General features: G+C 47.5%; 22 protein-coding genes and 7 pseudogenes. 8 read left to right on the top strand and 21 right to left on the bottom strand.

The genetic code is table 11. The features are described from left to right. Positions 1 to 95: 95 nt before the first annotated feature. The 5 genes from LU633_RS17940 to LU633_RS17920 form a co-directional block, all read right to left on the bottom strand. Complete coding sequence (locus LU633_RS17940) at positions 96 to 242, bottom strand: hypothetical protein (RefSeq protein WP_157275214.1); 147 nt, start codon at positions 240 to 242, stop codon at positions 96 to 98. 89 nt (positions 243 to 331) lie between these two features. Continuing rightward, positions 332 to 541, bottom strand: coding sequence for a hypothetical protein (locus LU633_RS17935; RefSeq protein ID WP_016190100.1), 210 nt, complete (start codon positions 539 to 541; stop codon positions 332 to 334). A 108-nt stretch (positions 542 to 649) separates the two neighbouring features. Beyond that, complete coding sequence (locus LU633_RS17930) at positions 650 to 886, bottom strand: hypothetical protein (protein ID WP_233481935.1); 237 nt, start codon at positions 884 to 886, stop codon at positions 650 to 652. Positions 887 to 1,016: 130 nt separating this feature from the next. Next, on the bottom strand, positions 1,017 to 2,231 hold the full coding sequence (locus LU633_RS17925; RefSeq protein WP_046371879.1) for an IS91 family transposase: 1,215 nt from the start codon (positions 2,229 to 2,231) through the stop codon (positions 1,017 to 1,019). Positions 2,232 to 2,239: 8 nt separating this feature from the next. Beyond that, positions 2,240 to 2,575, bottom strand: a complete 336-nt coding sequence (locus LU633_RS17920) for a hypothetical protein (RefSeq protein WP_052734695.1) — start codon at positions 2,573 to 2,575, stop codon at positions 2,240 to 2,242. A 428-nt stretch (positions 2,576 to 3,003) separates the two neighbouring features. Between LU633_RS17920 and LU633_RS17915 the strand changes: the two genes are divergently transcribed. Next, the gene (locus LU633_RS17915; protein WP_016190098.1) at positions 3,004 to 3,246 is read left to right on the top strand and encodes a putative hemolysin; all 243 of its coding nucleotides are present in this window, start codon (positions 3,004 to 3,006) and stop codon (positions 3,244 to 3,246) included. Positions 3,247 to 3,789: 543 nt separating this feature from the next. Here LU633_RS17915 and LU633_RS17910 read toward each other — a convergent pair. After that, positions 3,790 to 4,787: pseudogene (locus tag LU633_RS17910) on the bottom strand (IS110 family RNA-guided transposase). Between the two features lie 384 nt (positions 4,788 to 5,171). Between LU633_RS17910 and LU633_RS17905 the strand changes: the two are divergent. Further along, a pseudogene (locus LU633_RS17905) lies at positions 5,172 to 6,096 on the top strand (IS630 family transposase); the annotation flags it as partial. Between the two features lie 55 nt (positions 6,097 to 6,151). On the opposite strand, the pseudogene LU633_RS17900 reads toward LU633_RS17905, so the two are convergent. Both LU633_RS17900 and LU633_RS17895 read right to left on the bottom strand, forming a co-directional pair. Continuing rightward, positions 6,152 to 7,190, bottom strand: a pseudogene (locus tag LU633_RS17900) (helix-turn-helix domain-containing protein). A gap of 194 nt (positions 7,191 to 7,384) precedes the next feature. Beyond that, entirely contained in the window at positions 7,385 to 8,344 is a 960-nt protein-coding gene (locus LU633_RS17895) for a glycosyltransferase domain-containing protein (protein WP_016190090.1), read from the bottom strand. Positions 8,345 to 8,644: 300 nt separating this feature from the next. On the opposite strand from LU633_RS17895, the pseudogene LU633_RS17890 reads away from it, so the two are divergent. From LU633_RS17890 to LU633_RS17880, 3 genes and pseudogenes are all read left to right on the top strand, one after another. Then, a pseudogene (locus tag LU633_RS17890) lies at positions 8,645 to 9,666 on the top strand (helix-turn-helix domain-containing protein). 181 nt (positions 9,667 to 9,847) lie between these two features. Next, a protein-coding gene (locus LU633_RS17885; protein ID WP_233479704.1) for an IS1 family transposase occupies positions 9,848 to 10,545 on the top strand; the annotation gives its coding sequence in 2 pieces (ribosomal slippage) (positions 9,848 to 10,109 and positions 10,109 to 10,545; 699 coding nt in all). A gap of 297 nt (positions 10,546 to 10,842) precedes the next feature. Next, entirely contained in the window at positions 10,843 to 12,051 is a 1,209-nt protein-coding gene (locus LU633_RS17880) for an IS256 family transposase (RefSeq protein ID WP_046371917.1), read from the top strand. Positions 12,052 to 12,076: 25 nt separating this feature from the next. Here LU633_RS17880 and LU633_RS17875 read toward each other — a convergent pair whose 3' ends face one another. The 3 genes from LU633_RS17875 to LU633_RS17865 all read right to left on the bottom strand — a co-directional run bounded on the left by LU633_RS17875 (position 12,077) and on the right by LU633_RS17865 (position 13,681). After that, the gene (locus tag LU633_RS17875) at positions 12,077 to 12,592 is read right to left on the bottom strand and encodes a PD-(D/E)XK nuclease domain-containing protein (RefSeq protein WP_046371967.1); all 516 of its coding nucleotides are present in this window, start codon (positions 12,590 to 12,592) and stop codon (positions 12,077 to 12,079) included. Between the two features lie 99 nt (positions 12,593 to 12,691). Beyond that, positions 12,692 to 13,150, bottom strand: a complete 459-nt coding sequence (locus LU633_RS17870) for a hypothetical protein (RefSeq protein WP_016190087.1) — start codon at positions 13,148 to 13,150, stop codon at positions 12,692 to 12,694. A 48-nt stretch (positions 13,151 to 13,198) separates the two neighbouring features. Further along, on the bottom strand, positions 13,199 to 13,681 hold the full coding sequence (locus tag LU633_RS17865) for an Hcp family type VI secretion system effector (RefSeq protein ID WP_016190086.1): 483 nt from the start codon (positions 13,679 to 13,681) through the stop codon (positions 13,199 to 13,201). 346 nt (positions 13,682 to 14,027) lie between these two features. Between LU633_RS17865 and LU633_RS17860 the strand changes: the two genes are divergently transcribed. Then, on the top strand, positions 14,028 to 14,555 hold the full coding sequence (locus LU633_RS17860; RefSeq protein WP_016190085.1) for a DUF4225 domain-containing protein: 528 nt from the start codon (positions 14,028 to 14,030) through the stop codon (positions 14,553 to 14,555). Positions 14,556 to 14,823: 268 nt separating this feature from the next. Here the strand turns inward: LU633_RS17860 and LU633_RS17855 are convergent, their stop codons facing one another. Continuing rightward, entirely contained in the window at positions 14,824 to 16,032 is a 1,209-nt protein-coding gene (locus tag LU633_RS17855) for an IS256 family transposase (RefSeq protein ID WP_046371917.1), read from the bottom strand. Between the two features lie 577 nt (positions 16,033 to 16,609). Here LU633_RS17855 and LU633_RS17850 point away from each other — a divergent pair. Continuing rightward, positions 16,610 to 17,730, top strand: a protein-coding gene (locus tag LU633_RS17850) for an IS3 family transposase (RefSeq protein ID WP_152664158.1) whose coding sequence is annotated in 2 segments (ribosomal slippage) — positions 16,610 to 16,868 and positions 16,868 to 17,730 — 1,122 coding nt in all. Because the reading frame shifts where the segments join, the coding sequence is not laid out codon by codon here. A 30-nt stretch (positions 17,731 to 17,760) separates the two neighbouring features. Here LU633_RS17850 and LU633_RS17845 read toward each other — a convergent pair. From LU633_RS17845 to LU633_RS17835, 3 genes and pseudogenes are all read right to left on the bottom strand, one after another. Continuing rightward, positions 17,761 to 17,991 (bottom strand): annotated as a pseudogene (locus tag LU633_RS17845) (phage integrase central domain-containing protein); the annotation flags it as partial. 59 nt (positions 17,992 to 18,050) lie between these two features. Continuing rightward, entirely contained in the window at positions 18,051 to 19,091 is a 1,041-nt protein-coding gene (locus tag LU633_RS17840) for an IS481 family transposase (protein WP_046371966.1), read from the bottom strand. Positions 19,092 to 19,196: 105 nt separating this feature from the next. Then, positions 19,197 to 19,577, bottom strand: a pseudogene (locus LU633_RS17835) (tyrosine-type recombinase/integrase); the annotation flags it as partial. Between LU633_RS17835 and LU633_RS26295 the strand changes: the two are divergent. Then, entirely contained in the window at positions 19,558 to 19,653 is a 96-nt protein-coding gene (locus LU633_RS26295) for a hypothetical protein (RefSeq protein WP_407646938.1), read from the top strand. The pseudogene LU633_RS17835 and the gene LU633_RS26295 sit on opposite strands and share 20 nt — an antisense overlap. An 856-nt stretch (positions 19,654 to 20,509) precedes the next feature. Here the strand turns inward: LU633_RS26295 and LU633_RS17830 are convergent. From LU633_RS17830 to LU633_RS17805, 6 genes and pseudogenes are all read right to left on the bottom strand, one after another. Next, positions 20,510 to 20,758, bottom strand: coding sequence for a hypothetical protein (locus tag LU633_RS17830; protein ID WP_040465308.1), 249 nt, complete (start codon positions 20,756 to 20,758; stop codon positions 20,510 to 20,512). Positions 20,759 to 20,901: 143 nt separating this feature from the next. Continuing rightward, on the bottom strand, positions 20,902 to 21,132 hold the full coding sequence (locus LU633_RS26290) for a hypothetical protein (protein WP_407647044.1): 231 nt from the start codon (positions 21,130 to 21,132) through the stop codon (positions 20,902 to 20,904). A 725-nt stretch (positions 21,133 to 21,857) separates the two neighbouring features. Next, positions 21,858 to 22,561 (bottom strand): annotated as a pseudogene (locus tag LU633_RS17820) (IS6 family transposase). An 11-nt stretch (positions 22,562 to 22,572) separates the two neighbouring features. Continuing rightward, positions 22,573 to 23,148 (bottom strand): hypothetical protein, encoded by a 576-nt coding sequence (locus LU633_RS17815; protein ID WP_046371963.1) that lies wholly within the window; start codon positions 23,146 to 23,148, stop codon positions 22,573 to 22,575. Between the two features lie 179 nt (positions 23,149 to 23,327). Beyond that, positions 23,328 to 23,795 carry a DUF943 family protein gene (locus LU633_RS17810; RefSeq protein WP_016190078.1) on the bottom strand — a complete coding sequence of 156 codons (468 nt, stop codon included), beginning with the start codon at positions 23,793 to 23,795 and terminating at the stop codon, positions 23,328 to 23,330. Then, positions 23,792 to 24,631 (bottom strand): YPO3983 family protein, encoded by an 840-nt coding sequence (locus LU633_RS17805; RefSeq protein ID WP_016190077.1) that lies wholly within the window; start codon positions 24,629 to 24,631, stop codon positions 23,792 to 23,794. The genes LU633_RS17810 and LU633_RS17805 overlap by 4 nt, the downstream gene beginning before the upstream one ends. Between the last annotated feature and the right edge of the window lie 419 nt (positions 24,632 to 25,050).

Here is a 25,050-nt window from a genome sequence, read left to right as displayed (position 1 = left end):
TGCTGTTCCGGTAAAGAAGCGGCTGTGAGTTGAGGCCGCCGGGCTAGAATAGCTTGGCAGGGAGCGTGAAATCAAACCAGCAGGTTACCGCTGTTTTAATCTTCAAATGGCTGAAGCAGTGATTTAAGAATAGCTTTGCGTTGTGCTGGCGAGAGGTAAACAAGACCAGACAGTCTGTACGGATGTGTTTCCTGTTGGTAAAGAACACAAAGTGCGTTGAGGTAACCGTGGTCTAGTTTCATTGCTGTCTCCTTACTATGATAAAGACAGCCTGAACTTTTCTGGTCGGGATAAACAGTGCCGACTTTTTACAGTCTGTTCCCCATTTACACTATTGAATGTAGCTACGGATGGCATCGGCAATCGCTTTATTTGCTGCGCGGCCATCACGATGTTCAGCATCTTCAGCGACTTTTTGCAGATATTTATTCAGCTTACCGCCAGTTGGTACGTTACCGTAGGCAATGAGCATCTGCACAATGTGCCTCAGTGCAAGAACTTCCACGGTAAGCCTCTCTACCACCGCCTCTTTATCCGGCATAGTGAACCCCACTATCAATTTAATTGAAGTTCACATATTAAGCGTCAGTACAACCATCAATCAGATGAATAAAGCAAGAAAACAGCCTTAAATCATCAGACACTTTTATCAGGACAGGTACAAGACTGCTTCCGGCTTGTTTAAAATATTCAACAGTTGAGCAGCGTTATAGTCTGAAACGTCATGATGCTCAGTGATTGTGCTGTAGACTATCGTCCTGATTCGCCTGAGCTGATGCCACATAAGAATTACCGATACGGCCAGTGAACAATTTTTATCGCTCTGAACACACAGCAGGGTGATCTGCCATTCTTCATCAAGTTCATGGTTAGGAAACTGAATCATCGTTTTAAAAATTTCCTGACCATGAGCAGCAGTGTCTGTAATGCAGTAATGATGTGCCATCGGGAACGTTATGGTCATAAAATGGCATTTGCGGCGCGTTTTTAACCTGAAAGCTGTTTTTCAGACGCACTTATCCCGCAGTCTGTGCCAGAAGCCATCGTTTCCGGTCGATGTTATGCAGTCTTTCTGCCACCAACTCCGACGCGTGCCTCCCGGCCTGCGCACTGCTGAAGCGCAGTCGGTTGCCGCACAGAATGCATTTGTACGGATCCGTGCGCAGAAATTCTTTCATCAGCGCGGCGAAGCCGGGCTTCTCCGGTTTTTTCCGCGCTTCCATCTCCAGGGCTTCATACACCTTCGGCAGCAGGCTACCCCGTTTACGGTTTGATAAAAAACCGTAATAACGCACCATCTTAAAATGCTTCGCCGGGATATGGCTGATATAACGTCCGATCATATCTTCCTGCGTCAGCGTCTGCTGCCGGTACTGCTGCGTACGGTGGTCGTAATAGTGGTGCACCACCGCGCCGCCGCTGTAGTGCCTCAGCTTCGCCGCCGACACGGGGGGCCGTTTCAGGTACCGGCCCAGATATTTGACGCTCCGCCAGGCCCCCCGGGTCTTCTTCGCGAAGTGGACCTTCCAGCGGCGCCCGTACTGCGCCTGCAGATAGCGCAGCCACTGTTTTTTGTCGTGGATATGCCCCAGCCCCGGCAGCCTGCCGGGGTTAATCAGGTCATAGCTGTGGCGCAGCAGCCGGATGACGGCTCCGCGCCAGATTTCCTCCACGGCATGCTTTTTAAAGAAGAGGTCGCGCCATACGCCGTGTTTAATATCAAGCCCGCCGCGGGTGACGGAGAGATGAATGTGGGGATGCTGGTTGAGCTGGCGACCGTAGGTGTGCAGGGCGCAGAAGATACCGACTTCCACACCCTGTTTTCTGGCCCAGCGGAGCATGGCGCGGGTGGCTGCGCGGAACAGGGCATTGAGCAGAGGCCAGTTATTGTTGAAAAAGGGCCACAGCAGATGGGGCATGGTGAAGGTGATATGCTGCCAGTCGCAGTCGGGCAGAATTTGCTGTTGCTCTGTAATCCACTGCTCCGTGGCCTTATGTCCGCAGGAGCTGCAGCCTTTTGATTTACAGGTCTGGCAGAAGAAGCGGGTGTGGGTGCAGTCCGGGGAGGCGCAGCAGTATCGCTTCACCCCCATGGCAGCAGTGCCGCAGGCGAGCATGCGCTCGACGCAGAGTACGGTCCAGGGGCTGAGGGTGTCCCCGTGTTTATCCATATACCGGTTCCAGGCGTCATCAGTGGTGAACAGCAGTTTTGCCGGGCGCGGGATATACATGCGGCGGATTATCGCTCTGCAGTGGCACCGGTATTATAGTGCCAGTCGTCACAGTCATCGGCCCAGTTGTCGGTGTGTTTATCCCAGGGAGCGAAGGTCACCGGCAGCATGCCGGATTCTGTGGCGATAATAAACACATCGGCTGGCATGGACTCAAGGACGACATCGCCGTCGGGTGAGTCAGGCGGCTCAAAGCCGCGGATGATGCAGACGAGAGGCGGGTCGAAGTGTGTATCGAGGAAAAACTGTGGCCCCAGGTGGACACAGTGACGAATGGCATCCTGCGGAGTGTCGTAAAAAAACTCGTCGGGGTCGTCATAATCGCTCCGGGGTGGAATGGACACCAGAAAACGCTTAGGATATCCGGGTATAGCGCGTCGGGACGAGGGCGTGGGTTTACGCTTTCTGGGGGCTTTGCTACGGGCAATGTGAATGATTTCCTGAGAAATTAACATACCGCAGAGTATAAAGCTGTGAGCCGGTCATGAACACCCTCGGAACGGCAGAGCCGTGACGCTCGCCCTGTAAGGGCGCTATGTTCATTTGTGAAGAACTGCACAGATTCTGCAGGTAGCAGTGCACGTATATCCGCCAGCAAATAGTGGTTCACGGACTGTGTTAGTCTTAGGGTAAAGGTTTTCAGCATCCGCACAAATTCCTGTTGGAGTGATTGAAAATGTATCTTAATAAACCAGATTTTAAGTTCAACGATTAATACTTAAAGTAAACCGGGATATTGAGTTTAAGCTGATGTAAGTAAAGGGAGTGACTAATGAAAAAAATAATTCTGCTGGCGTGTACGATCGTACTTGTTGGCTGTGGTGTTCAGGCCGAAAAGCCCGCAAAGACTTTGATAATTGGCATGCCAAACCCGGCTTCTGTTTGGTGCATAAAACGGAATGGCAAAACTGATACGGTCAACACTGAACGTGGTGATATCGGGTACTGTACATTGCCGGGCGGTGAGAGAATCGAACAATGGACGCTGTATCGCCGCGATCACCAGACAATGTGATCCTCACTTGCTGGCGGTATTTTTATCTGAGCTGGCAGTCCATGATTTTTAATGATACCGTATTGGTCGGGAGTACAGGTCCTCGATGTTCAGGTCTTGCTCAGGGTGTAACTCTTCACTTTATCGTTATCCAACTGTACCGTCAGCGTCTTACCATCCGTGGTACTAATGGTGTTAGCTTTACTATAGGACCACATCATCAGTGTGTGATTCTCAGGATAAGGGGTTTCGGAGTTCGGAGGTGGGGTGGACAAATAAAGAAATTATATATGAGCGCCTCCCGTTTGCCAAACTTTGTACTTCATGACGGACAGGACGATTGCGGCTATATATCCGGTCTTTATGCAGCCGTGGAAGCGGCTGCTGACCCTAATTAAATCCGCTGACTCACGCCTCAATTACCTCTGCGAACCCGTGGTTCAATATTTCTTTCAGGCTTGGTGAGTCCCGGTCTGACCTGTTTTGTCATTACATACACTGCCTGTGCAACCTGTTGATATTCGCTTCTACGCTTAAGCCCTGAGGCTGCTTGTTGCAGACGCTTCAGGAGGGAGCGATGCCTCTCAGGTAAGGTCTGCCATGTGCCAGTACCGCCCATATCGTTCTGGCCATTTTGTTGGCCAGTGCCACGGAGACCACATTAATGGGACGCCGCGTCAGCAACGCAGGGACCCAGGGACCGGGTTCATTCGCGTTCTGTATGACGCTGTGGGCACCATTGACCAGCAGTTTTCGCAAATACTTGTTACCCCGTTTGCTGATCCCCAGTAGCTGGAGCTTTCCTCCAGCACCTTTCTGTCGCGGAACCAGACCGATCCACGCGGCAAATTCGCGACCTGATCGAAAGGCTTTTGCGTCGCCCATCGAGGCCACCGCGGCTGTTGCTGTCAGTAGACCCACGCCGGGAATGTCGCTGATGGCCTTTACGCCAGGCTCGTCTTTACTCAGTTCGCGTATCCGACGTTCTCAGTGTCGGTGATGCGTTTGTCTATCCGTTGTATCTCGTTCAGTTGTTCACGCAGGCTGTCGATCAGCACAGCAGGTAAGGCGTGTAAGAATGTCCGGTACAGACCGTAGCAGGCTGGCATACCCTTTTGCCATCACCTCACCGTACTCTGCCAGTAATCCGTGTAGTGCGTTGGTTTGCATCAGCCTGAACTTCATCAGTTGAGAACGTATCCGGTGCAGGGCCAGCATGGCCTGCTGCTCGGTTTTAACGGCCACCGCTTTGCCTGGCTGTTGTACGGCCGCCAGATGGCCTGTGCATCGGCAATATCGTTTTTGTTGCGGATATTGAAGGCCTTGACGAATTCGCCCGGCATCAGTTTGACCTGGTGGCCCAGTCGGGCCAGTTGCCTCGCCCGGTGATGAGCACCACCACATGCTTCCATGCCGATACAGCAGGGAGCCTGGTTGGTAAAGAACTCAAGAAACTTGGCACGCCGGATGGCCTTACTGAATATCTCCCCTGTTTCAGTATCCACGTAGTGGATCTGCATAACGTTCTTCGCAATGTCGACACCAACTGGCATAGGTTTCATCTCTCACTCCCTCCTGATTAATCGGGAAAGCATCAATGCATGCTTTTCAGATTGAGCACTGAGTCTTCGCGGGTCAGTGCTTTGGATCTCGGTATTGACCGAGGGAGGGAGGCGCTCATTTCATTAACTGTTGGTGGGTTGTCGTGCCATACTGGATTTTAGCGAGACTGGCATCGTCGAAATTCACTCCTGATGAAGATGAACATCGCGTAATGATCAGTAAAATAACGAAGGCCCAGATAGGTTTTTGCATTTTCACATTACCTTGAGTTGAATCCGGCTAAATAACTGTGCGGAATAGTAGATAACTTAAAGGGAACTCAGCCCGGATTATGCGATCTGATCAATTGCCAAAAAGAAACAAACCACCAACCGGACTGAGTAATGCCGATCATAGCACCAATCTCCCGCGACGAACGACGCCTGATGCAGAAAGCGATCCATAAAACGCACGACAAAAATTATGCATGCAGGCTCACTGGCATGCTGATGTTACATCGGGGCGACAGTGTCAGCGATGTCGCCAGAACGATCTGCTACGCCTGTTCATCTGTCGGACGATGGATTAACTGGTTTACACTGTCGGGCATTGAAGGTTTCGTCTCTTTACCTGCGGGGCGCGGACGTCAGTGGCCGTATGAACATATCTGAGTGTTGTTACGCAAACGGGTAAAACATTCTCCTGGCTATCAGCGTTCACGCTGGAGTACAGCGCTGCTGGCAATAAAAATCAATGAGATAACCGGGTGTCAGTTACATGCGGGAACCGTCCGTCGCTGGTTGCCCTCTGCGGGTCTGGTATGGCGCAGGGCAGCGCGCACGCTGCGTATCCGTGCCCCGTATAAAGACGAAAAGATGGCGGTAATCCACAACGCGCTGAACGAATGCAATGCAGAGCATCCGGTCTTTTATGAAGATGAAGTGGATATCCATCTTCATCCCAAAATCGGTGCGGACTGGCAACTACGCGGTCAGCAAAAACGCGTGGTCATACCCGCTCAGAACGAAAAAAAGTATCTGGCAGGAGCGCGACACAGCGGAGCGGACAAAGTCAACAACATGGGCAGCAATAGCAAAAGCTCAGTCTTATTTATCAGTCTGTTAACGCATCTGAAAGCGACTTACCGCCGGCTAAAAACGCTCATGTTCATCGTGGATAACGACATAATCCATAAAAGCCGGGAAACGCAGCGCTGGTTGAAACAGAATCCGAAATGCAGGGTAATTTACCAGCCGATTTACTCGCAGTGGGTTAACCATGTTGAGCGACCATGGCAGGCACGACACAATCACATGCAACCATCAGTGTACCCGCTCAGACCTGTTCTGACAGTTACCGGTTATTTATACAGGTGTCTGTCGGATTACATCCGGTTCAGATTCTTTTCTGCACAGACACGTTTTCCATCAGGTAACGTGGTCACTGGCGTTCGCCCGCCGCACATTTTCCCCTGATGAGCCCGCTCATTATTGTCATGCCACAACCCGTTGTCCGGATCCGTTTGCAGGCTCTCCCGCTCCCCATATGACTTCTTGCGGAACGTGACCTGATAAAAATCCTGCAAAATCGTTTTATGGAAGCGCTCGCAGATGCCGTTGGTCTGTGGGGACACCGCCTTCGTTTTCGTATGGGCGATATCGTTGATGGCCAGATAAAGCTGGTAATCATGCTGCTCCACCTTACCACAGTACTCCGTTCCCCTGTCGGTCAGTCTTCTCAGCACCGGCAGCCCCTGAGCCTCACAGAACGGCAGTACGCGATCATTTAGCAGGCCGGCGGCGGTGTTCGGCGTTTTACTCGTATACCGCTTGCAGTGCGCCACTTTCGGGTACGTATCCACGAACGTCTGCGGGCAGATACGGCCCCCCTTTCAGATTGCCAGCACAGAAGGTGTCCTGCGGCCCGGGATAGCCCGGGTGAGCGATCTCGATTTCGCCGCTGGCCTCATCATCATACGCCTTTTTCTCCAGCGCGGCGATTGGGGCACCGGTAAGCACGATACCTTCTCTGGCGAGCTTTTCCTCAGGCGCCTTCAGGCGTTTACGGAAGTTCTCCAGGTCGTGTCGTTGCCAGATGGCGCGCACGCCGCTGCCGGAGGTAAACACGCCCTTTTTACGCAGCTCATCACTGGTCCGGTGCTGCCCGGGGGCCGGGAACTCAACGGCATATTCAACAACCGCGCGTTCAGTGGCTTCGTCGGCGCGGTTCGTCAGGTTGGGAACCCGGCGGTTCTGGTTAACCAGCCCGTCAATGCCGCCTTCAGCAGCCAGTTCCTGATAACGGTAGAAGGTGTCGCGTGACACGCCCGTGCTCTTGCAGGCTGTTGAGACGTTACCGGGTTATTCGGCGAGATTGAGCAGGCCGGCTTTGTGTTTGATGATGGGATTGTGAGTATCAAGCATGGGGGTGACCTCGTGTTTTGTATAAGGATTCGACACCCATATCAGAACCGGCAACCCTCAATCTTTCAGAGTCCGGTGTCAGATCACGTCGCGACTAATACACTAAAAAAGTGCATGGAACTAAAACAGGTATGCTTACATTATGACCGGGATGCATTTAATGCCTTTTGGAACAGGCTCTAATACAGCTTATATTACCTCCACCGTCTCCCTTCACTCCACCCGTGAGATAAATAATGTTCTTTAGGATCAACTCCTGCCTCAGCTACATCAGTATTTATCGCAAGATATAGCTGAGGATCAAAACCGTCAGGCACCCTTGTCGGTTTATACTTCTCTGAGATATCTTTATTCATTAAATTAAGATCAGATAACTTTCCATCGATTACACTTTCTATGGATTTCATTTTTTTTATTTTTTCAAAAACTGGCATTGCACCAGAAAGCGATGGTGACCACAATCTCTTCGCAGAGTCTCGTTTATTAACGACAGGCCATCTGTGGAAATCAGAAAATAAATTATCAATAACTATCTTATTAATGCCAACTCCTGTTGTTATCTCGCTGTATACAAGAGAAAGCTGATCTCTTCGGCTGTAACGCAATATATTTCTGTACCATTCCTCCATCAAAGAAATTACATCTTTATTCATATGATTTCTTATGATTATTCCTGCCCAATATGGCTTTCTATCCAGAGAGTCAGCATCAATAAGTTGATAATGGTTTAGTTGCTCAAAGATTCTTGCAGAGTCATCTAAACCGTTATCAGCCACCTCAAAAAACTCCTGATAAACACTGTCACGATATGAATGAACAGGAATAGAAATGTTATTAACCTTACAAAATCCATCTACCAAGACAAGAGGGTCTATTGTCAACATTACTGTATTGTCGATATAGATAGAGCTTCTGAATTCTGGAAGAAATTTGTGCGCGTTGACTTTGACCATTCTCTGGCTTCTTACAGAATCCAGGGGAAACGCTGGCTTAATTAATCGAATTTCCCAAGTTTCACTTGTAAGAGTTTCATCATCAGTAAAACATATTTTTTTAATTTTTGATTTTTTAACTGGCCCTTCCAGCTCATTAAGCTTTTCATAGCCACCAAATATTCCAGTATAAAGGCAAGTAGATTCGGATATGTTGAGCATTTTTTATCCTTTTTTAGCGTTGTTATTGGATCTTATCATTTTTATGTAATGATGTAATTAGAGGTGTTACCTTTTTAAATCATGTGGATTAATGTTGCCTAAATGTAAGTAGAAGTGTCAAATAGAAACGAGATGTAATCGAGCCATTACTACCACCGGAGAGAGGTTAGAGAATGTTTTTGAAAGGTGGACTAAAAGTGTATTAGTCGCGACGTGATCTGACACCGGACTCTGAAAGATTGAGGGTTGCCGGTTCTGATATGGGTGTCGAATCCTTATACAAAACACGAGGTCACCCCCATGCTTGATACTCACAATCCCATCATCAAACACAAAGCCGGCCTGCTCAATCTCGCCGAATAACCCGGTAACGTCTCAACAGCCTGCAAGAGCACGGGCGTGTCACGCGACACCTTCTACCGTTATCAGGAACTGGCTGCTGAAGGCGGCATTGACGCGCTGGTTAACCAGAACCGCCGGGGTCCCAACCTGAAGAACCGCGCCGACGAAGCCACTGAACGCGCGGTTGTTGAATATGCCGTTGAGTTCCCGGCCCACGGGCAGTACCGGACCAGTGATGAGCTGCGTAAAAAAGGTGTGTTTATCTCCGGCAGCGGCGTGCGCGCCATCTGGCAGCGACACGACCTGGAGAACTTCCGTAACCGCCTGAAGGTGCCTGAGGAAAAGCTCGCCAGAGAAGGTATCGTGCTTACCGGTGCCCCAATCGCCGCGCTGGAGAAAAAGGCGTATGATGATGAGGCCAGCGGCGAAATCGAGACCGCTCACCCGGGCTATCCCGGGTCGCAGGACACCTTCTGTGCTGGCGATCTAAACGGTGTGGGCCGTATCTGCCCGCAGACGTTCGTGGATACGTACCCGAAAGTGGCGCACTGCAAGCGGTATACGAGTAAAACGCCGAACACCGCCGCCGCCGGCCGTTCTGTGAGGCTCAGGGCCTGCCGGTGCTGAGAAGACTGACCGACAGGGGAACGGAGTACTGTGGTAAGGTGGAGCCGCATGATTACCAGCTTTATCTGGCCATCAACGATATCGCCCATACAAAAACGAAGGCGATGTCCCCACAGACCAACGGCATCGGTGAGCGCTTCCATAAAACGATTTTGCAGGATTTTTATCAGGTCACGTTCCGCAAGAAGTCATATGGGGAGCGGGAGAGCCTGCAAACGGATCCGGACAACGGGTTGTGGCATGACAATAATGAGCGGGCTCATCAGGGGAAAATGTGCGGCGGGCTAACGCCAGTGGCCACGTTACCTGATGGAAAACGTGTCCGGGCAGAAAAGGATCTGAACCGGATGTAATCCGACAGACACCTGTATAAATAACCGGTAACTTCATGGGGATATATTCAGTATGTCGGAAGATCTCTAAAAGTGAATGGTTCGGTTTACCGGGATACTTACACTGACATTTAGTTCTTCCAAAAGTCGGTCGTGACGCAGACTTGCTGATCACGTATGCTTTGCGCTTTGGATGTAACATATGGCTAAAGTTGATGTCGTCTGCCCTCAGTGCAATGAAACTCATGCTGTACGATGTAACGGACATTCAGCATCCGGTGCCCAACGTTACATCTGCAAGCATTGTTCAAAGACCTTTCAGCTCAACTTTAGCTACTCCGGTGCCAAACCAGACACACACCAGACCATTGTTAATATGGCCATGAATGGTTACGGATGTCGCGATACCGCACGGGTTCTCGGTATCAGCCTCAATACGGTTCTGCGGCACTTAAAAAAATTTCCCCAAAGCAGGTAGCTGAGAATATCGACCCCGAAACGGAGGTTGTTATCTGCTGTGAAGCCGGTGAACAATGGTCTTACGTGCGGTGTAAAAGCAATCCCCGGTGGTTGTTCTATGCTTATGACCGTATCCGCAAACGTGCTCTGGCCCACGTCTTCGGCCCGAGAAATGCCCCGACCCTGCGACGATTGCTGGCCTTGTTAAGCAAATTTAACCTTGCCTTTTATATGACAGATGCCTGGCCGGTTTATAAAGTTCTGTTAAGTGCAACAGGCCACGTGGTGAGCAAGAAATATACCCAACGGACAGAACGACATAATCTTAATCTTCGCACACATATCAAACGACTGACCCGCAGAACAATTTGCTTTTCGAAGTCAGAGGAAATGCACGATAAGATCATCGGTTGGTATCTTACTCTTCATCATTATCAATAAATCTGCGTCACGACCGACAAACTAGGGAATGAGCATGAAATCACTTTTTTCTTTCGCTTCTTAATCCACTATGTGATAGAAAACGAAGAAGAAGCAGAGGGCGTATATCGTGAGGAACGGGTTAAATATGAGAAAGCAATACTCTTGGGGCAGGTCTACGTCACTAAAAAAAAGAGAAAGAGTAAAAGTATATAATATTAATTGAATTATCACCTTGGTGGTGTGAAGAGCCTGTAATTTAAATTGTGTATCTGCCTGTTTTTGATATCTTCATTTCGATAACGGAGACAGGTAATTATGGACGAAAAAAGACTCAAAGCCCTTGCGGCTGAACTGGCTAAGGGGCTGAAAACCGAAGCCGATCTCAACCAGTTTTCCCGCATGCTGACGAAGCTTACAGTTGAAACTGCGCTCAATGCTGAGCTGACTGACCACATCGGACACGAAAAGAACGCACCCAAAACAGGCTCAAATACCCGCAATGGTTATTCGTCAAAAACGTTGTTGTGCGACGATGGTGAGATTGAAATCAGTACACCACGTGATCGTGAAAGCACCTTCGAACCTCAGCTTATTAAGAAAAATCAGACACGTATTACGCAGATGGACAGTCAGATCCTGTCGTTGTATGCAAAAGGCATGACCACCCGGGAGATTGTCGCCACCTTCAAAGAAATGTACGATGCGGACGTCTCACCCACGCTGATATCGAAAGTCACTGATGCGGTGAAAGAGCAGGTATCTGAGTGGCAAAACCGTCCGCTGGATGCTCTGTATCCCATTGTTTATCTTGACTGTATTGTCGTAAAAGTTCGCCACAGTGGCACTGTAATTAACAAAGCCGTATTCCTTGCTCTGGGTATTAACACCGAAGGCCAGAAAGAATTACTGGGCATGTGGCTCGCAGAAAATGAAGGTGCGAAGTTCTGGCTCAGTGTGCTGACTGAGCTGAAGAATCGAGGTCTCCAGGATATCCTGATTGCCTGCGTGGATGGCCTTAAGGGCTTTCCGGATGCGATAAACAGCGTGTACCCGCAGACGCATATCCAGTTGTGCATTATTCACATGGTACGCAACAGCCTGAAATACGTGTCATGGAAGGACTATAAAGCCGTTACTGGCGGTCTGAAAGCGGTTTATCAGGCTCCGACAGAAGCAGCAGCGCTGATGGCCCTGGATAAGTTCGCTGATGTCTGGGACGACAAATATCCGCAAATCAGCAAAAGCTGGCGTGCACACTGGGAAAATCTCAATACGTTCTTTGGTTATCCACCAGATATACGTAAGGCTATCTACACCACGAATGCCATCGAGTCGCTGAACAGCGTTATCCGGGCAGCGATAAAGAAACGCAAAGTGTTCCCGACAGATGACTCAGTGCGCAAGGTGATATATCTGGCAATCCAGTCGGCCTCGAAAAAATGGAGTATGCCGATCCAGAACTGGCGGCTGGCAATGAGTCGCTTTATTATCGAGTTTGGTGACCGCCTGAGCGATCACCTTTAATACGGTGGCAGATACACAGAATTATTTACAGGGTCGGTGTGAATATGATCATAACTTCTGTTTTTGCATTCTCAATCAACTCAGAAGTTTCTTTCCTGTAATTTAGAATTACTTTTTCTGGGTCATATATGAAAAATATTATCTTTCGAACATTGTTATTTTTCTGATACCGATTAATATCGATTAGGATCTGTTCAGTTAAATCCCCAGATTTAGCATTTTTCTTGGCAGTTACATGTTTTAATTCTAAAGCGGTATTTATCTCTTGAATAAAAAAATCAATTCTGGAGTTTGAACCTAAAGTCTCATTAGAAAAATATTCTCTTTTTGTATCTGGGAAAAAAACCAATAAAAATGAATAAAGTATATCCTGAAAGTCGGCTTCGTCCTTTACAATTAGACCAGGGCGGTTATTATATTTCCTCTCCATTTGAATTAGAAATATGTGAAAGTTAGTGAGTAGCATTGTTAAGCTTTTTTTTCTCATGCCAATTTCTAAATCTTCAGGTTTTTCGTGCTTGTCTTCAAGGGAGTTATACATTACGGAATGATAAGCTCTTAAAATATCCTCCTCATACGAGTATGTATATCTATTTTTTCTGAAATGAAACATTAAAGAAAAAAGTCCAATAAGAATTATTTAACAGAAAATGAATAATATTAAAATGCCTATATCTAATCTTAATTCATAGTAAGGCTCGTATTTGAATCTTTTTACTTCCTGTAAGTGGGGAGTGCTTTCATCGTATTTATAATATTCTAATAACTTATAATAAACATGTAACATTAACGCCCTATTAACATATAACGTTGTATAGGTATCCCCCTTGGGTTCGCTCACACTTTCTCCAGCATTATACTCTTGGACTGGTTCAAAAACCTTCTTGGCTAAATTAATATAATCTTCTCTGGCTAAAACCTTCATAATAGAAGGATTTGTAAAATCATTTGGTAAAAAAACATCTTTGATAAGGATAAGATAACCAAGGGAAAATGAGAGTATTGCTAAAGTTAAGCTGCACAAGCCGAATTTAATAAACCTCCGAGTTTGCAAAATCACTTTAGCAACATCGTAAATCGTGCTATTCATTATCGCCATTACGTAGCTACCTTACCTCGTGAGCCTTATCTTTTTATAAAATATTTATCACATTTCTTTGTTTGCTTTAATGTCCCAACCTGACTGTGTTTCAGCACCTTTACCACCACTTGCAGATTGTTCCCAGTATTGTGTTTTAACTTTTGATGCCTGGAATTGATAAGAGACCCCTATCAAATCACGGCTTGTAGTGCCATTAAAAATGACATTGGTGATAAGAACGTCTTCAAGCGTAATGCGGCAATACTCGATTTGACTCCCTACGGCCTTACATATCGAAAGCTCTACCTTACCAATATGCTTGCCATTAGAGACATAGCGCATGATTGCTGGAGTTGCTTTGTCTATGAGGGCCTGAACTGAGAGATCGCGGTACTGAACTTTTCCTGCACCACCTCCGGCTCCAACTGCCATGTTGCCTGGCTGGTTCGCGCCCCATGTGAAAGATTCAATAGCAATCCAGCCTTTATGGTTACTGTCCTGTGATTCGCTTGTAATGCCATCGATTTTTAAGAAGAGATCTGTACTCATAGCTTGTCCTTATGCTTTCCCTGAGAGGGGGAATCTGATTAAATAAACTTAACGATATGTATAATGATATAAAGGCACAGTCATGGACTACTTGAAACCAGACCGATTCAAGGATTACTTTCTGACTATGGCTCATGCTGAGGCAAACCAACTCCTTAGCAATGCTAATCACCTTTCTCACCTCTACCTTAAATACGGATTCAATCGGTTACAGTTCTAGGATAACGTTAAAGCTTTCGTTAATGCTCAGATCAACGTCATCCGTTCTGACTCAACTGATGCTCAATGCCAGGAGTGCATCCAAAATCTAAAAAAGGAAAATGAGTATCTTACAATTCAGGACAGAATGCTCAGAGCAGGAACAGCTGCGGTTCATGCTTCGGTACAGTTGGTCAAGAATGGAGATTTTTGGGGCTATGTGATCAATGGGGTTGGGGTAGTGCTAAGCGGTATGCAGGTAATAGCCGGTGTATCAGTGATTGGTGCTTCCCTTGCGACAGGGACAATCATAGGTTCAGCCTTTGGGGGAATGTTGGTTCTGCACGGACTTAACGGTTTTCAGGAGTCTGTTGAGAACCTGGTGTATGGCAAAACTGATAGTGTGGGGTTACTCAAACAGGGTTATGTAGCAACTGCTGAGTTTTTAGGGTTCGATCAGAGGGTTGGGCAGTTAGCATATAGCTCAATGGACTTGGCTCTGTCTGTCTATGGCATCGTGCGTCTGGTACAAAAACCTGAGGCATGGCGTCTCTACTATTTTCTTAATACCGACTACGTTCGCGGTATTAAGAAAATGAGCAGAAAAGAGCTATTCATTGAAGTTTATAATGACGCTTCAGCCATTAAGTCAATCTCTGATACTTACAAAGAATGACCATGCTTTTTCATGAATCTGTAAGCTTTAAATGCAGGTTTCAAAGGTACGAATATATATAAAATAACGAAACCTGCTACAAGTGTGATCGAATACGAAACAAGGTTTTCTTGTGTACCACTGCGTATGGTATAAATGAGCCCTATGAGAAGGATTACTATTAATACCATTGCAACTATGAATCTTTTCTTTAACTGTGAAAGAAGCCAAGGATAAGGATAACCGTCTTTCTCGACCCTGTAAATAATTCTGTGTATCTGCCACCGTATTAAAGGTGATCGCTCAGGCGGTCACCAAACTCGATAATAAAGCGACTCATTGCCAGCCGCCAGTTCTGGATCGGCATACTCCATTTTTTCGAGGCCGACTGGATTGCCAGATATATCACCTTGCGCACTGAGTCATCTGTCGGGAACACTTTGCGTTTCTTTATCGCTGCCCGGATAACGCTGTTCAGCGACTCGATGGCATTCGTGGTGTAGATAGCCTTACGTATATCTGGTGGATAACCAAAGAACGTATTGAGATTTTCCCAGTGTGCACGCCAGCTTTTGCTGATTTGCGGATATTTGTCGTCCCAGACATCAGCGAACTTATCCAGGGCCATCAGCGCTGCTGCTTCTGTCGGAGCCTGATAAACCGCTTTCAGACCGCCAGTAACGGCTTTATAGTCCTTCCATGACACGTATTTCAGGCTGTTGCGTACCATGTGAATAATGCACAACTGGATATGCGTCTGCGGGTACACGCTGTTTATCGCATCCGGAAAGCCCTTAAGGCCATCCACGCAGGCAATCAGGATATCCTGGAGACCTCGATTCTTCAGCTCAGTCAGCACGCTGAGCCAGAACTTCGCACCTTCATTTTCTGCGAGCCACATGCCCAGTAATTCTTTCTGGCCTTCGGTGTTAATACCCAGAGCAAGGAATACGGCTTTGTTAATTACAGTGCCACTGTGGCGAACTTTTACGACAATACAGTCAAGATAAACAATGGGATACAGAGCATCCAGCGGACGGTTTTGCCACTCAGATACCTGCTCTTTCACCGCATCAGTGACTTTCGATATCAGCGTGGGTGAGACGTCCGCATCGTACATTTCTTTGAAGGTGGCGACAATCTCCCGGGTGGTCATGCCTTTTGCATACAACGACAGGATCTGACTGTCCATCTGCGTAATACGTGTCTGATTTTTCTTAATAAGCTGAGGTTCGAAGGTGCTTTCACGATCACGTGGTGTACTGATTTCAATCTCACCATCGTCGCACAACAACGTTTTTGACGAATAACCATTGCGGGTATTTGAGCCTGTTTTGGGTGCGTTCTTTTCGTGTCCGATGTGGTCAGTCAGCTCAGCATTGAGCGCAGTTTCAACTGTAAGCTTCGTCAGCATGCGGGAAAACTGGTTGAGATCGGCTTCGGTTTTCAGCCCCTTAGCCAGTTCAGCCGCAAGGGCTTTGAGTCTTTTTTCGTCCATAATTACCTGTCTCCGTTATCGAAATGAAGATATCAAAAACAGGCAGATACACAATTTAAATTACAGGCTCTCTTTCTCAGCATGCTGACGTATCACAGATATCTCCTTGGGTGTAAATCCTTCTTTTACAATAAGTTCTTCGATTTGCATTTTATTCATAATGAGCTTCATTCAATTTACCCGCGATAAGTTGATTATAACTCATTACCTAAGCCTCTTACAAATCTAACAAATTTCTGAAAGGGTTATAGTATTTAATTTTTATTTAGTGCTTCCCTGGTGGTGTTATTTAGTCAAAAAATATATTCTGAAACTTCTTCTGAATTTTATTATATTCAATATTTTCTTCTGTTACGGCGATACTTCCCACCCAAGGTCTGTCTTCATAAATTTGAATTCAGCTACAGTCTGTTTTTCGCCCATAAAAGGTAGAGTAATATCTGTATCTACTTTGCAGAGGTATGTCCCTTTTACCTCTGTATTTTTGCACGAGACCTTCTGAGCTTTGACCTGCTCCCCGTTGATTAATACAGCGCGATGTTAGTAATGTCTTCATAAGTCACATGAGGACATCCCCATGAAGAAGCGATTTTCCGACGAACAGATCATCAGTATTCTCCGCGAGGCCGAAGCCGGGGTTTCGGCCCGGGAACTCTGCCGCAAGCATGCTATTTCAGACGCTACCTTCTACACCGGGCGCAAGAAGTTTGGCGGCATGGAAGTCCCCGAAGTGAAGCGGCTCAAGTCACTTGAAGAGGAGAACGCCCGCCTCAAGAAGCTGCTCGCTGAAGCCATGCTGGATAAGGAGGCGCTTAAGGTGGCTCTGGGCCGAAAGTTCTGACGACAGACCAGAAGCGGGAAGCCGTGGAAGTCATGTGTGAGATAACGGGTCTGTCGCAACGTCGTGCCTGCAGGCTGGCCGGTCTGTCCCTTTCAACCTGCCGTTATTCGGTTCAGCGTCCGGCTGCTGACGCGCAACTATCTCTGCGTATCACAGAGCTGGCACTTGAACGTCGCCGATTTGGTTACCGGCGCATCTGGCAGTTATTGCGTCGGGAGGGCCTTCACGTCAACCACAAGAGGGTTTACCGCATCTATCACCTTAACGGTCTCGGTGTAAAACGCAGGCGACGCCGTAAGGGTCTGGCGACTGAGCGGCTTCCGCTTCTCCGCCCGGATGCGCCGAACCTGACATGGTCGATGGATTTTGTCATGGATGCACTTTCCAGCGGCCGCCGGATTAAGTGCCTGACCTGCGTGGATGATTTCACGAAGGAGTGTCTGACGATCACCGCCGCTTTCGGTATTTCAGGCGTTCAGGTCGCACGTATTCTGGACGGCCTCGCGCTGTTTCGCGGCTATCCGGCAACGATAAGAACCGATCAGGGCCCGGAATTTACCTGCTGTGCGCTCGAACAGTGGGCTTTTGAGCATGGTGTAGAACTGCGACTTATCCAGCCGGGTAAGCCAACACAGAACGGATTTATTGAGAGTTTTAACGGACGCTTTCGGGATGAATGCCTGAATGAGCACTGGTTCAGCGATATTCTTCATGCCCGGAAAATCATTAATGACTGGCGGCAGGATTATAACGAGTCCAGACCTCATTCATCGCTGAATTACCAGACGCCGCTTGAATTTGCAGCATGCTGGCGAAACGGGAAACATGAAGAAAAACCAACCGACATTACTAACTGAAGGTTGTATCTAATACTGGGGGCAGGTCACTTTGCCTTTATAGGCTTCAATGCGCTGCATTAGTTCTGCTAGCCGCTCTAAAGGAAGGGCAGGGCGGTGAATACTTTTTGTAGAAATCACTGCGCCAGCAAGGTCATAGGCAGGATTTTGATCAATCAATGCATTGTGGACAGCATATCTCATGATCGCAGTTATGCGTTGTTGAAGACGTGAAGCTAGTTCGAGGTGACCTGTTGCTTCAGCCCTTTTTAATGGAATCAGTTGTACTAGCTCAGACCTGATCTGACAGTTACCGGTTATTTATACAGGTGTCTGTCAGATTAAATCTGGTTCAGATTTTTTTCTGCCCAGACCCGTTTACCATCAAGTAAAGTTGCCATTGGCGTACGCCCGCAGCACATTTTACCCTGATGAGTTCGCTCATTATTGTAATGCCACAACCAGTTGTCCAGATCTGCCTGCAGGCTTTCCAGGTCTCCATATAACTTCTTGCGGAACGTGGCCTGATAAAAATCCTGCAAAATGGTTTTATGGAAGCGCTCGCAGATACCGTTCGTCTGTGGAGACATCGCCTTCGTTTTCGTATGGTCGATATCGTTGATGGCCAGATAAAGCTGATAATCATGCTGCTCCACTTTACCACAGTACTCCGTACCCCTGTCGGTCAGTATTCTCAGCATCGGCAGTCCCTGAGCCTCGTAGAACGGCAATACGCGATCATTGAGCAGGTCGGCGGCGGTGATCGGCGTTTTACTTGTATACAGCTTGCAGTGTGCCACTTTCGAGTACGTATCCACGAACGTCTGCTGGTAGATACGACCCACACCTTTCAGATTGCCCACGTAGAAGGTGTCCTGCGACCCGAGATAACCCGGATGTGCCGTCTCGATTTCGCCGCTGGCCTCATCATCATGCGCCTTTTTCTCCAGCGCTGCGATTTGGGCATCGGTAAGCACAATGCCTTCTTTAGCGACTTTCTCCTCAAGCGCCTTCAGGCGTTTACGGAAGTTCTCCAGGTCGTGTCGTTGCCAGATGGAGCGCACGCCGCTGCCGGAGATAAACATGCCTTTTTTACGAAGTTCATTGCTAGTCCGATGCTGACCATGAGCCGGGAACTCAACGGCGTACTCAACAACCGCACGTTCCGTGGCCTCATCGGCGCGGTTCTTCAGGTTGGGTACCCTACGACTTTGATTAACCAGCGCATCAATACCGCCTTCTTCAGCCAGTTCCTGATAACGGTAAAACGTGTCTCGCGACACGCCCATGATCTTACAGGCTTTTGATACGTTACCGAGCTCTTCGGCCAGATTGAGTAAACCGGCTTTGTGTTTGATGATGGGATTGTTAGTATGAAGCATGAGAGTTACCTCGCGTTTTGTATAAGGATTCGACACCCATATCAAAACCGGTAACTCTCAACCTTTCAAGGCCCATTGTCAGATCAAGTCGCGACTAATACAAATCAGTAAGTCACGGGTTTTGAGTTCGGTGATATTACGATTGCCAATGATGGGGAATAAATGACTTACAAGACTATTTAACACTGTAGTTCGGTGGCTTTCCGACCAGGTTCTGTTGCTGGCATGCCAGTCTCGTGCAACCTTTTCAAATGTCAGCAGACCTTTGATTTCTACTTTTTCAGCTTTACGTTTTTCGCTTGGATCAACACCGTTTGCAACGAGTTGCATTGCTTCGTCTCTTCTACGCCTGGCTTCTGATAACGTAACCTCAGGATAAACACCTAGTGCGAGAATCTTTTGTTTGCCACCAAAGCGATACTGAAAACGCCAATATTTCGAACCGTGCGGGGTGATCAAAAGATGCATGCCGTTACCGTCAGTCATTTTGACGGGCTTTGCAGCAGCCTTCGCATTTCTTACCTTTAACTCAGTGAGCGACATAGCAAAAATCCTCGGCTGATGGTATCTGCGTTATCGAACCAAACATACCAACAATTGTACCAACATGACACAGTGGATTTTGCGAGCCTTCTAGAGACGCAGGGATACTGCAGAGAGGAACTAACCTATTGAAATAAATAGTGCTAGTAGACTTTGAGATACTTTGGGAGGTTAACATGTGGTGTCCCTGCAGGAATCGTTATTTTAATTAACTTATTGATATTGTTGTTTTAATTTATTAATGTCTATTTTTGTACCCGCCATTGTACCCGTTTGTTCGTCGGTCGGATAAAACATCGAATTTAGAACTACCTTAGCCATCAACCCACGATATGAATAGTGAAAATAGCCCCTTCAGAAGGCCCTTGACGTCCTCAATAAACAGTAGACTCCACATCCCTGTTACGCTCTCGTTAACCCCGTGACGCGCGTTAGCGGCTGTCTTGTTCTGGCAGACGGAATCGTGCGCGTGACGGAAACGGCGCTACGCCCCCCGCGTCTGCGGTATTTGGGATCGGTTTTTATTGCAATTTGAAATTCCCGCAAATCACCCCGCAGGCCGCGCCGGACGGCTTTAACGGATTTGGCAAACTTTGCAAACTTTTGCCAGACTTTGCCATTCAGGAGCAAAACTGGCGCGCCGACAGAATTTATAATTTATTGTTTTAAAATGAAATTTGTGTAATTACGTCAGGGCAAAGTTAAAATTCGTGGCGTGCGGCGCGGCTCTCAGAAAACTGGCGCAGGCCAGATGCGGCGCGGGCTGCGTGGCATTCTGTATGTCGGTGAGTTATGGCAAAGTATTGCACAGCGGGAGTGGCTGAGTTGCTGAAGGGAGCTGTTAAAAAAGCGCCGCAGAAAACGGCGTTGAGCGGTCAGGACTGGCGTTTTTTGTTGAGCCGGTGCCGCATGAGTAAAACACCCATGAGAGCACCCAGTGCCGCAAATGACGGAAAAGAGATTAACAACAAGATAGCATTCTGATCCATCTGATCGTTGCTGACTACTGGTCCATTTATAAACAATGCCATATGCGGGAAAAGGATAAATATCAAAATTAAACCCGTTGCCACCCCGGCAATGCCTGCAAGAAAAATCTTTAATCTTCTCATTTGATTTTCCAAAACCAGATTTCTTTAGAGTCAAACAGTCTGCTCAATACACCCTCCCATTGTAATCCCCAGTGTATCCTGAAATAGCTAATATGGGTGGTCAGTCGCTTGCCGTTCCACTGGTCAATATGATCGCCGGAACGGTTGGCAAAGGTTTAATTTCCCCGCCTCCAAAAATCTTTAAAGAAAATAATACCTCTCTCATTTCTGAGCACCGTCTCAAAATTCGCAACCGTCACTTTGACCATTGGATGCATGCCGTTGAATGGGGCAGTTCGCAGGGCATTAGCAAGCTCCTCGGCCCGAAGGATGTGACCATCCTTTTTTGGGTGGTGCCAGCAAAATGCCGCTTTCAGTCTGGTAACATCACAGCCGCAACGGGCCATTGCCGTGCCCAGCCTTATCGCGCACTGGTCATCAAATGCTTTGAGGCCATTGGGCAGGCAGCAGGGGTTTGCATCGCCTTTGATTTCAGGATGGGCATTCCAGAGGGATTGAAACGATAAAGCCATAACGCAACTCCTGTAACGTTAATTTCAGAGTGGTATTAATAACATGGCGCGGAGTGAAATGAAAAGCCTCCTGATGCGGAGGCCGGACTTTAAAGAGGAAGAATAAAGTAACTCTGACAGCGGTTGATTTAATCCGTTAATTACGCTTGGTTAGACTCATGATTATTCTTCTGAAAGTTATTCAGTGCATCAATAATGCCCAAGTGCTCACTTGCCGGGATATGTTTAATTAAGTCATGTAGTAATCTGCTACTGGCTATAGCGCCGGGAACCTGTGTCATTATAAAGTTGAATGATGCAGCAAATCTCTGCTGGCAATCCATGTCAGTGCAGGAACAATAAAGCGTGTAAATATGCGGGTGTATCCGATCTGTTCTATTGATAAAAGCGCGTTGTCCGCAATTCTGGCAGCACAGGGCAAATTTATTTGTTCTTCCGTGCGTCGTGCCAACATTGCGGCAGGTGGCATTAACTGTTTTAAGAGGGGCTTTAAGGATGTGGCTGAATTCACATTCCCAGACGGCAACATGACCGCATGTACAATTATTGGCACTGTTGCAAATTTCTTGATGCTGTACCTTTTGTATTACAGAAATGCCTTAAATTTCAAAAACCCTGCTCACCAGACGCATCTCGCCCAGAGGATGGCCGTAGTAAAAGTTTTCCGCCTGTCCTTTACGCAATGCCCGCATGACTTCAATCCCCCTGATGGTGGCATATGCCGTTTTCATGGATTTAAATCCCAGCGTGGCACCGATTATCCGTTTCAGTTTGCCGTGATCGCATTCAATGACGTTATTCCGGTATTTAATCTGCCGGTGTTCAACATCAGGCGGACACCGGCCTTCCCGCTTCAGTAACGCCAGGGCGCGACTATAGGTGGGGGTTTTATCGGTGTTGATGAGGCGGGGGATCTGCCAGCCTTTCACGTTGTTCAGAATCTTTCCCAGAAACCGGTATGCCGCTTTGCTGTTACGGCGCGGGGAAAGATAAAAATCGATGGTGCGGCCTTTGCTGTCAACAGCACGGTACAGTATGCCCATCGGCCGTTAACTCTGATATACGTTTCATCAAGATGCCAGGAGCAGAACCCTGAAGGGTTACGCCAGTACCAGCGCAGCCGCTTTTCCATTTCAGGCGCATAACGCTGAACCCAGCGGTAAATCGTGGAGTGATCAACGTTGACACCGCGCTCGGCCAGCATTTCCTGCAGCTCACGATAGCTGATGCCGTATTTACAGTACCAGCGCACTGCCCACAGGATGATGTCACGCTGAAAATGCCGGCCTTTGAATGGATTCATGTGCTGCTCCGTCAGCAAAAGGTGACGATGAGTTTATCACCTCCAGATTTTTGCAACAGTGCCTTTTTATCTTCCGTTACGCTTTCAGTTAGGTTAAGGCCGTGGATCATTGCGTAAATCTTCTGTGCCTCGTAGCGAGGTAGTACCGGTTCTGGCATTGGAAAATCGAAAGACGTGAAGTCAGCGGGGCTTGTCCCTTTATCGGTGCTACGAGCAGTGGAGAGATTTTCTTCGCAATTTTCAAGGTAGAGCGCTTCAGCGGTATCAATGCAAAAAACACCATAAGTTGGTGCCTCACCTGCTTCTGCACGGCTCCACTCCATATCAGTTCGACAATTTGCAATCAGCTTACAGTTTTTGACCTTTCCAAATAGCATATCGAACACCGCTCCGATCTCTTCACGATTCCATAGTTCCCGTAGGTCGTCCATCAGCATATAACGGGCTATAGTGCCCTCCTTAAACCAGGCGTCAAGATGGCGAGGTTCTACCTTGAAAGGTGGTTCTGTGGCATTGATCGCTGCGAGGCCAACAGTCATTGAAGGGTTTTCAAAGGGATAAATCAGGGGCTTTGGTTCGGGTTTCATCTGCTACGTTCGCCTTACACGCAATCGCCTTACTGAAAGGGATTGAGGCAGGCGGTAAGGCGTTGCCGCTTTTCTCTCCGTCGAGATAGCCTCCTGAGCATTTTGCTACTTCAACACGACTGGTGCAAGCCGGATAGCGGGGATGATTTTGTTGCAGTCTCTACGCGAGGGCGGCAAGTCTAATTGGATACGTCTTTTACGATCTGCCCGTTTTCTTTCATACGATATATTGCATCATCTACAGTAAAAAACACATTATCGCTTCGACCTGTTTCTACAGAAAATACTCTGTTTTTTTCTATGCAATTAACAGGCGGCTGCATGTCTTTAAAGCATAATCTGTCATATTTTCCTTCTTCTTTGTAACCATCGCCAAACAACCAAAAAGTGAGATAGAAAGAGCCACCTGAATCAGGTTTTGGAATACCATATTTATTTTTTAACATATTCTTATTTTTTAACCACCAGTTGATTTTTCCTTTATCAGTCGGCGGGAAACTAGTGACCAGAATATCACTGAAACCACTACTTCCGTGGTGAATAGCGATAATCTCTACTGGACGCAGAGACAACCAAAGCCAGTAGCCAGGCAACACGCAACCAGCCAGGAAGAGCAAAGCCATAGTTTTCTTATTTTTTACTCTCACTTTCGGTCTCCAGTAATTTCTATGGTGGCTTCCATGTTGGTCATAAATGGCCTGAAACCAAACTGATTATAACGCTGGAGTACAAACCAGATACGAAAGAAGCGGAACTGGTTGAACTTGAATTTTGAAATATCGTCAACATCAAGGCCAAAGTGATCTTGGACTTTGTAATGCACCACCGCCCGGTAACGGTCATTATCAACCTGTAGCGATTTTATAGTGATGTGTGTTGCCCAAGTGTCGTGGACAGTTATACCCATGCCGTTAAAGTTATCCTGGAATCTGTCGAATTTTGGCAACCTTCCGCGAGATATAGCTTCATTTAGTTTTCCCTTTTCTATTTCGGGATAATATTTATTATTCCAGTCTATATTTTTGCTCAAAGCCTTTTCCAATAGCAGACGGGTACTATTTCCCTCAGAGTTATCCCTGAGAATATGTTCTCTCAGCGCCCTGTCCAGGTGCATACTGCTGAAGGGCGAACCGTTGCCGTTCTGCATATGGGTGATCATCTGTTCGATAAGGTGTTTGTACGGGCCATAAACCGAGAACAAACGCGATAAATTGCGGAATTCATCAAACAGGATAGCCGCGCACTGCTGACGGGTAATTTTCTCACCTTCTCCACGGGAGCCATAAAACATAGACTGTGGCTGAGTAAACGGGGTGATTTTCGTCAGGGTGTAAGGGTTGGCCCTGGTGGAAACATCCACCAGCCGGTACTGTGATTTTAACTGTGCTTTGGTCAGATCGCCGCAGCGCATATCACTCGCGCCGTAGTCGTCCATCCATTTTTGGGTTTTAAATATGATGCACGGGAGCTGTAGTGCGGTCATATTAATACAATCCTTGTGTTATCGTCCGTTGTGGTCTTCACAGTGCATAATACGTGCTGGTGGGCCGGAGTGTAAACGCTGCGCCCTCTCTGCACGTAATTTTTTGCAGATTCCTGGGCTGTGGGGATAACAATTTTAAATCGTTGCCTCTGTCACTCCGCTGACCGTATTTCCGGTGCGTACCAGAGTGCGTACTTCGTGTTTGCGTACCGGGGATTAAGGTAAAGGTTAGCAAATGCCTGTTTTTCTGCTGCGCGATTTTGAGGATGTTTCTGGTGCGAACCCCAGTGCGAACTTTTAATATGCGAACCGGGTTCAGGATGTGAGCTGGTGAACACGGTGAAATACCGCATTTAAGCAAATTCAATCGATTAGTGTTTAATGCAGGGGGCGGGTTGAAACGTTTTGATGAGAAATGA

It is taken from the genome of Erwinia tracheiphila (genome assembly GCF_021365465.1).
In the GTDB taxonomy this organism is placed as follows: domain Bacteria; phylum Pseudomonadota; class Gammaproteobacteria; order Enterobacterales; family Enterobacteriaceae; genus Erwinia; species Erwinia tracheiphila.
Note: the sequence above shows the minus strand (reverse complement) of the source record. Positions and strands in the feature narration are given on the sequence as shown.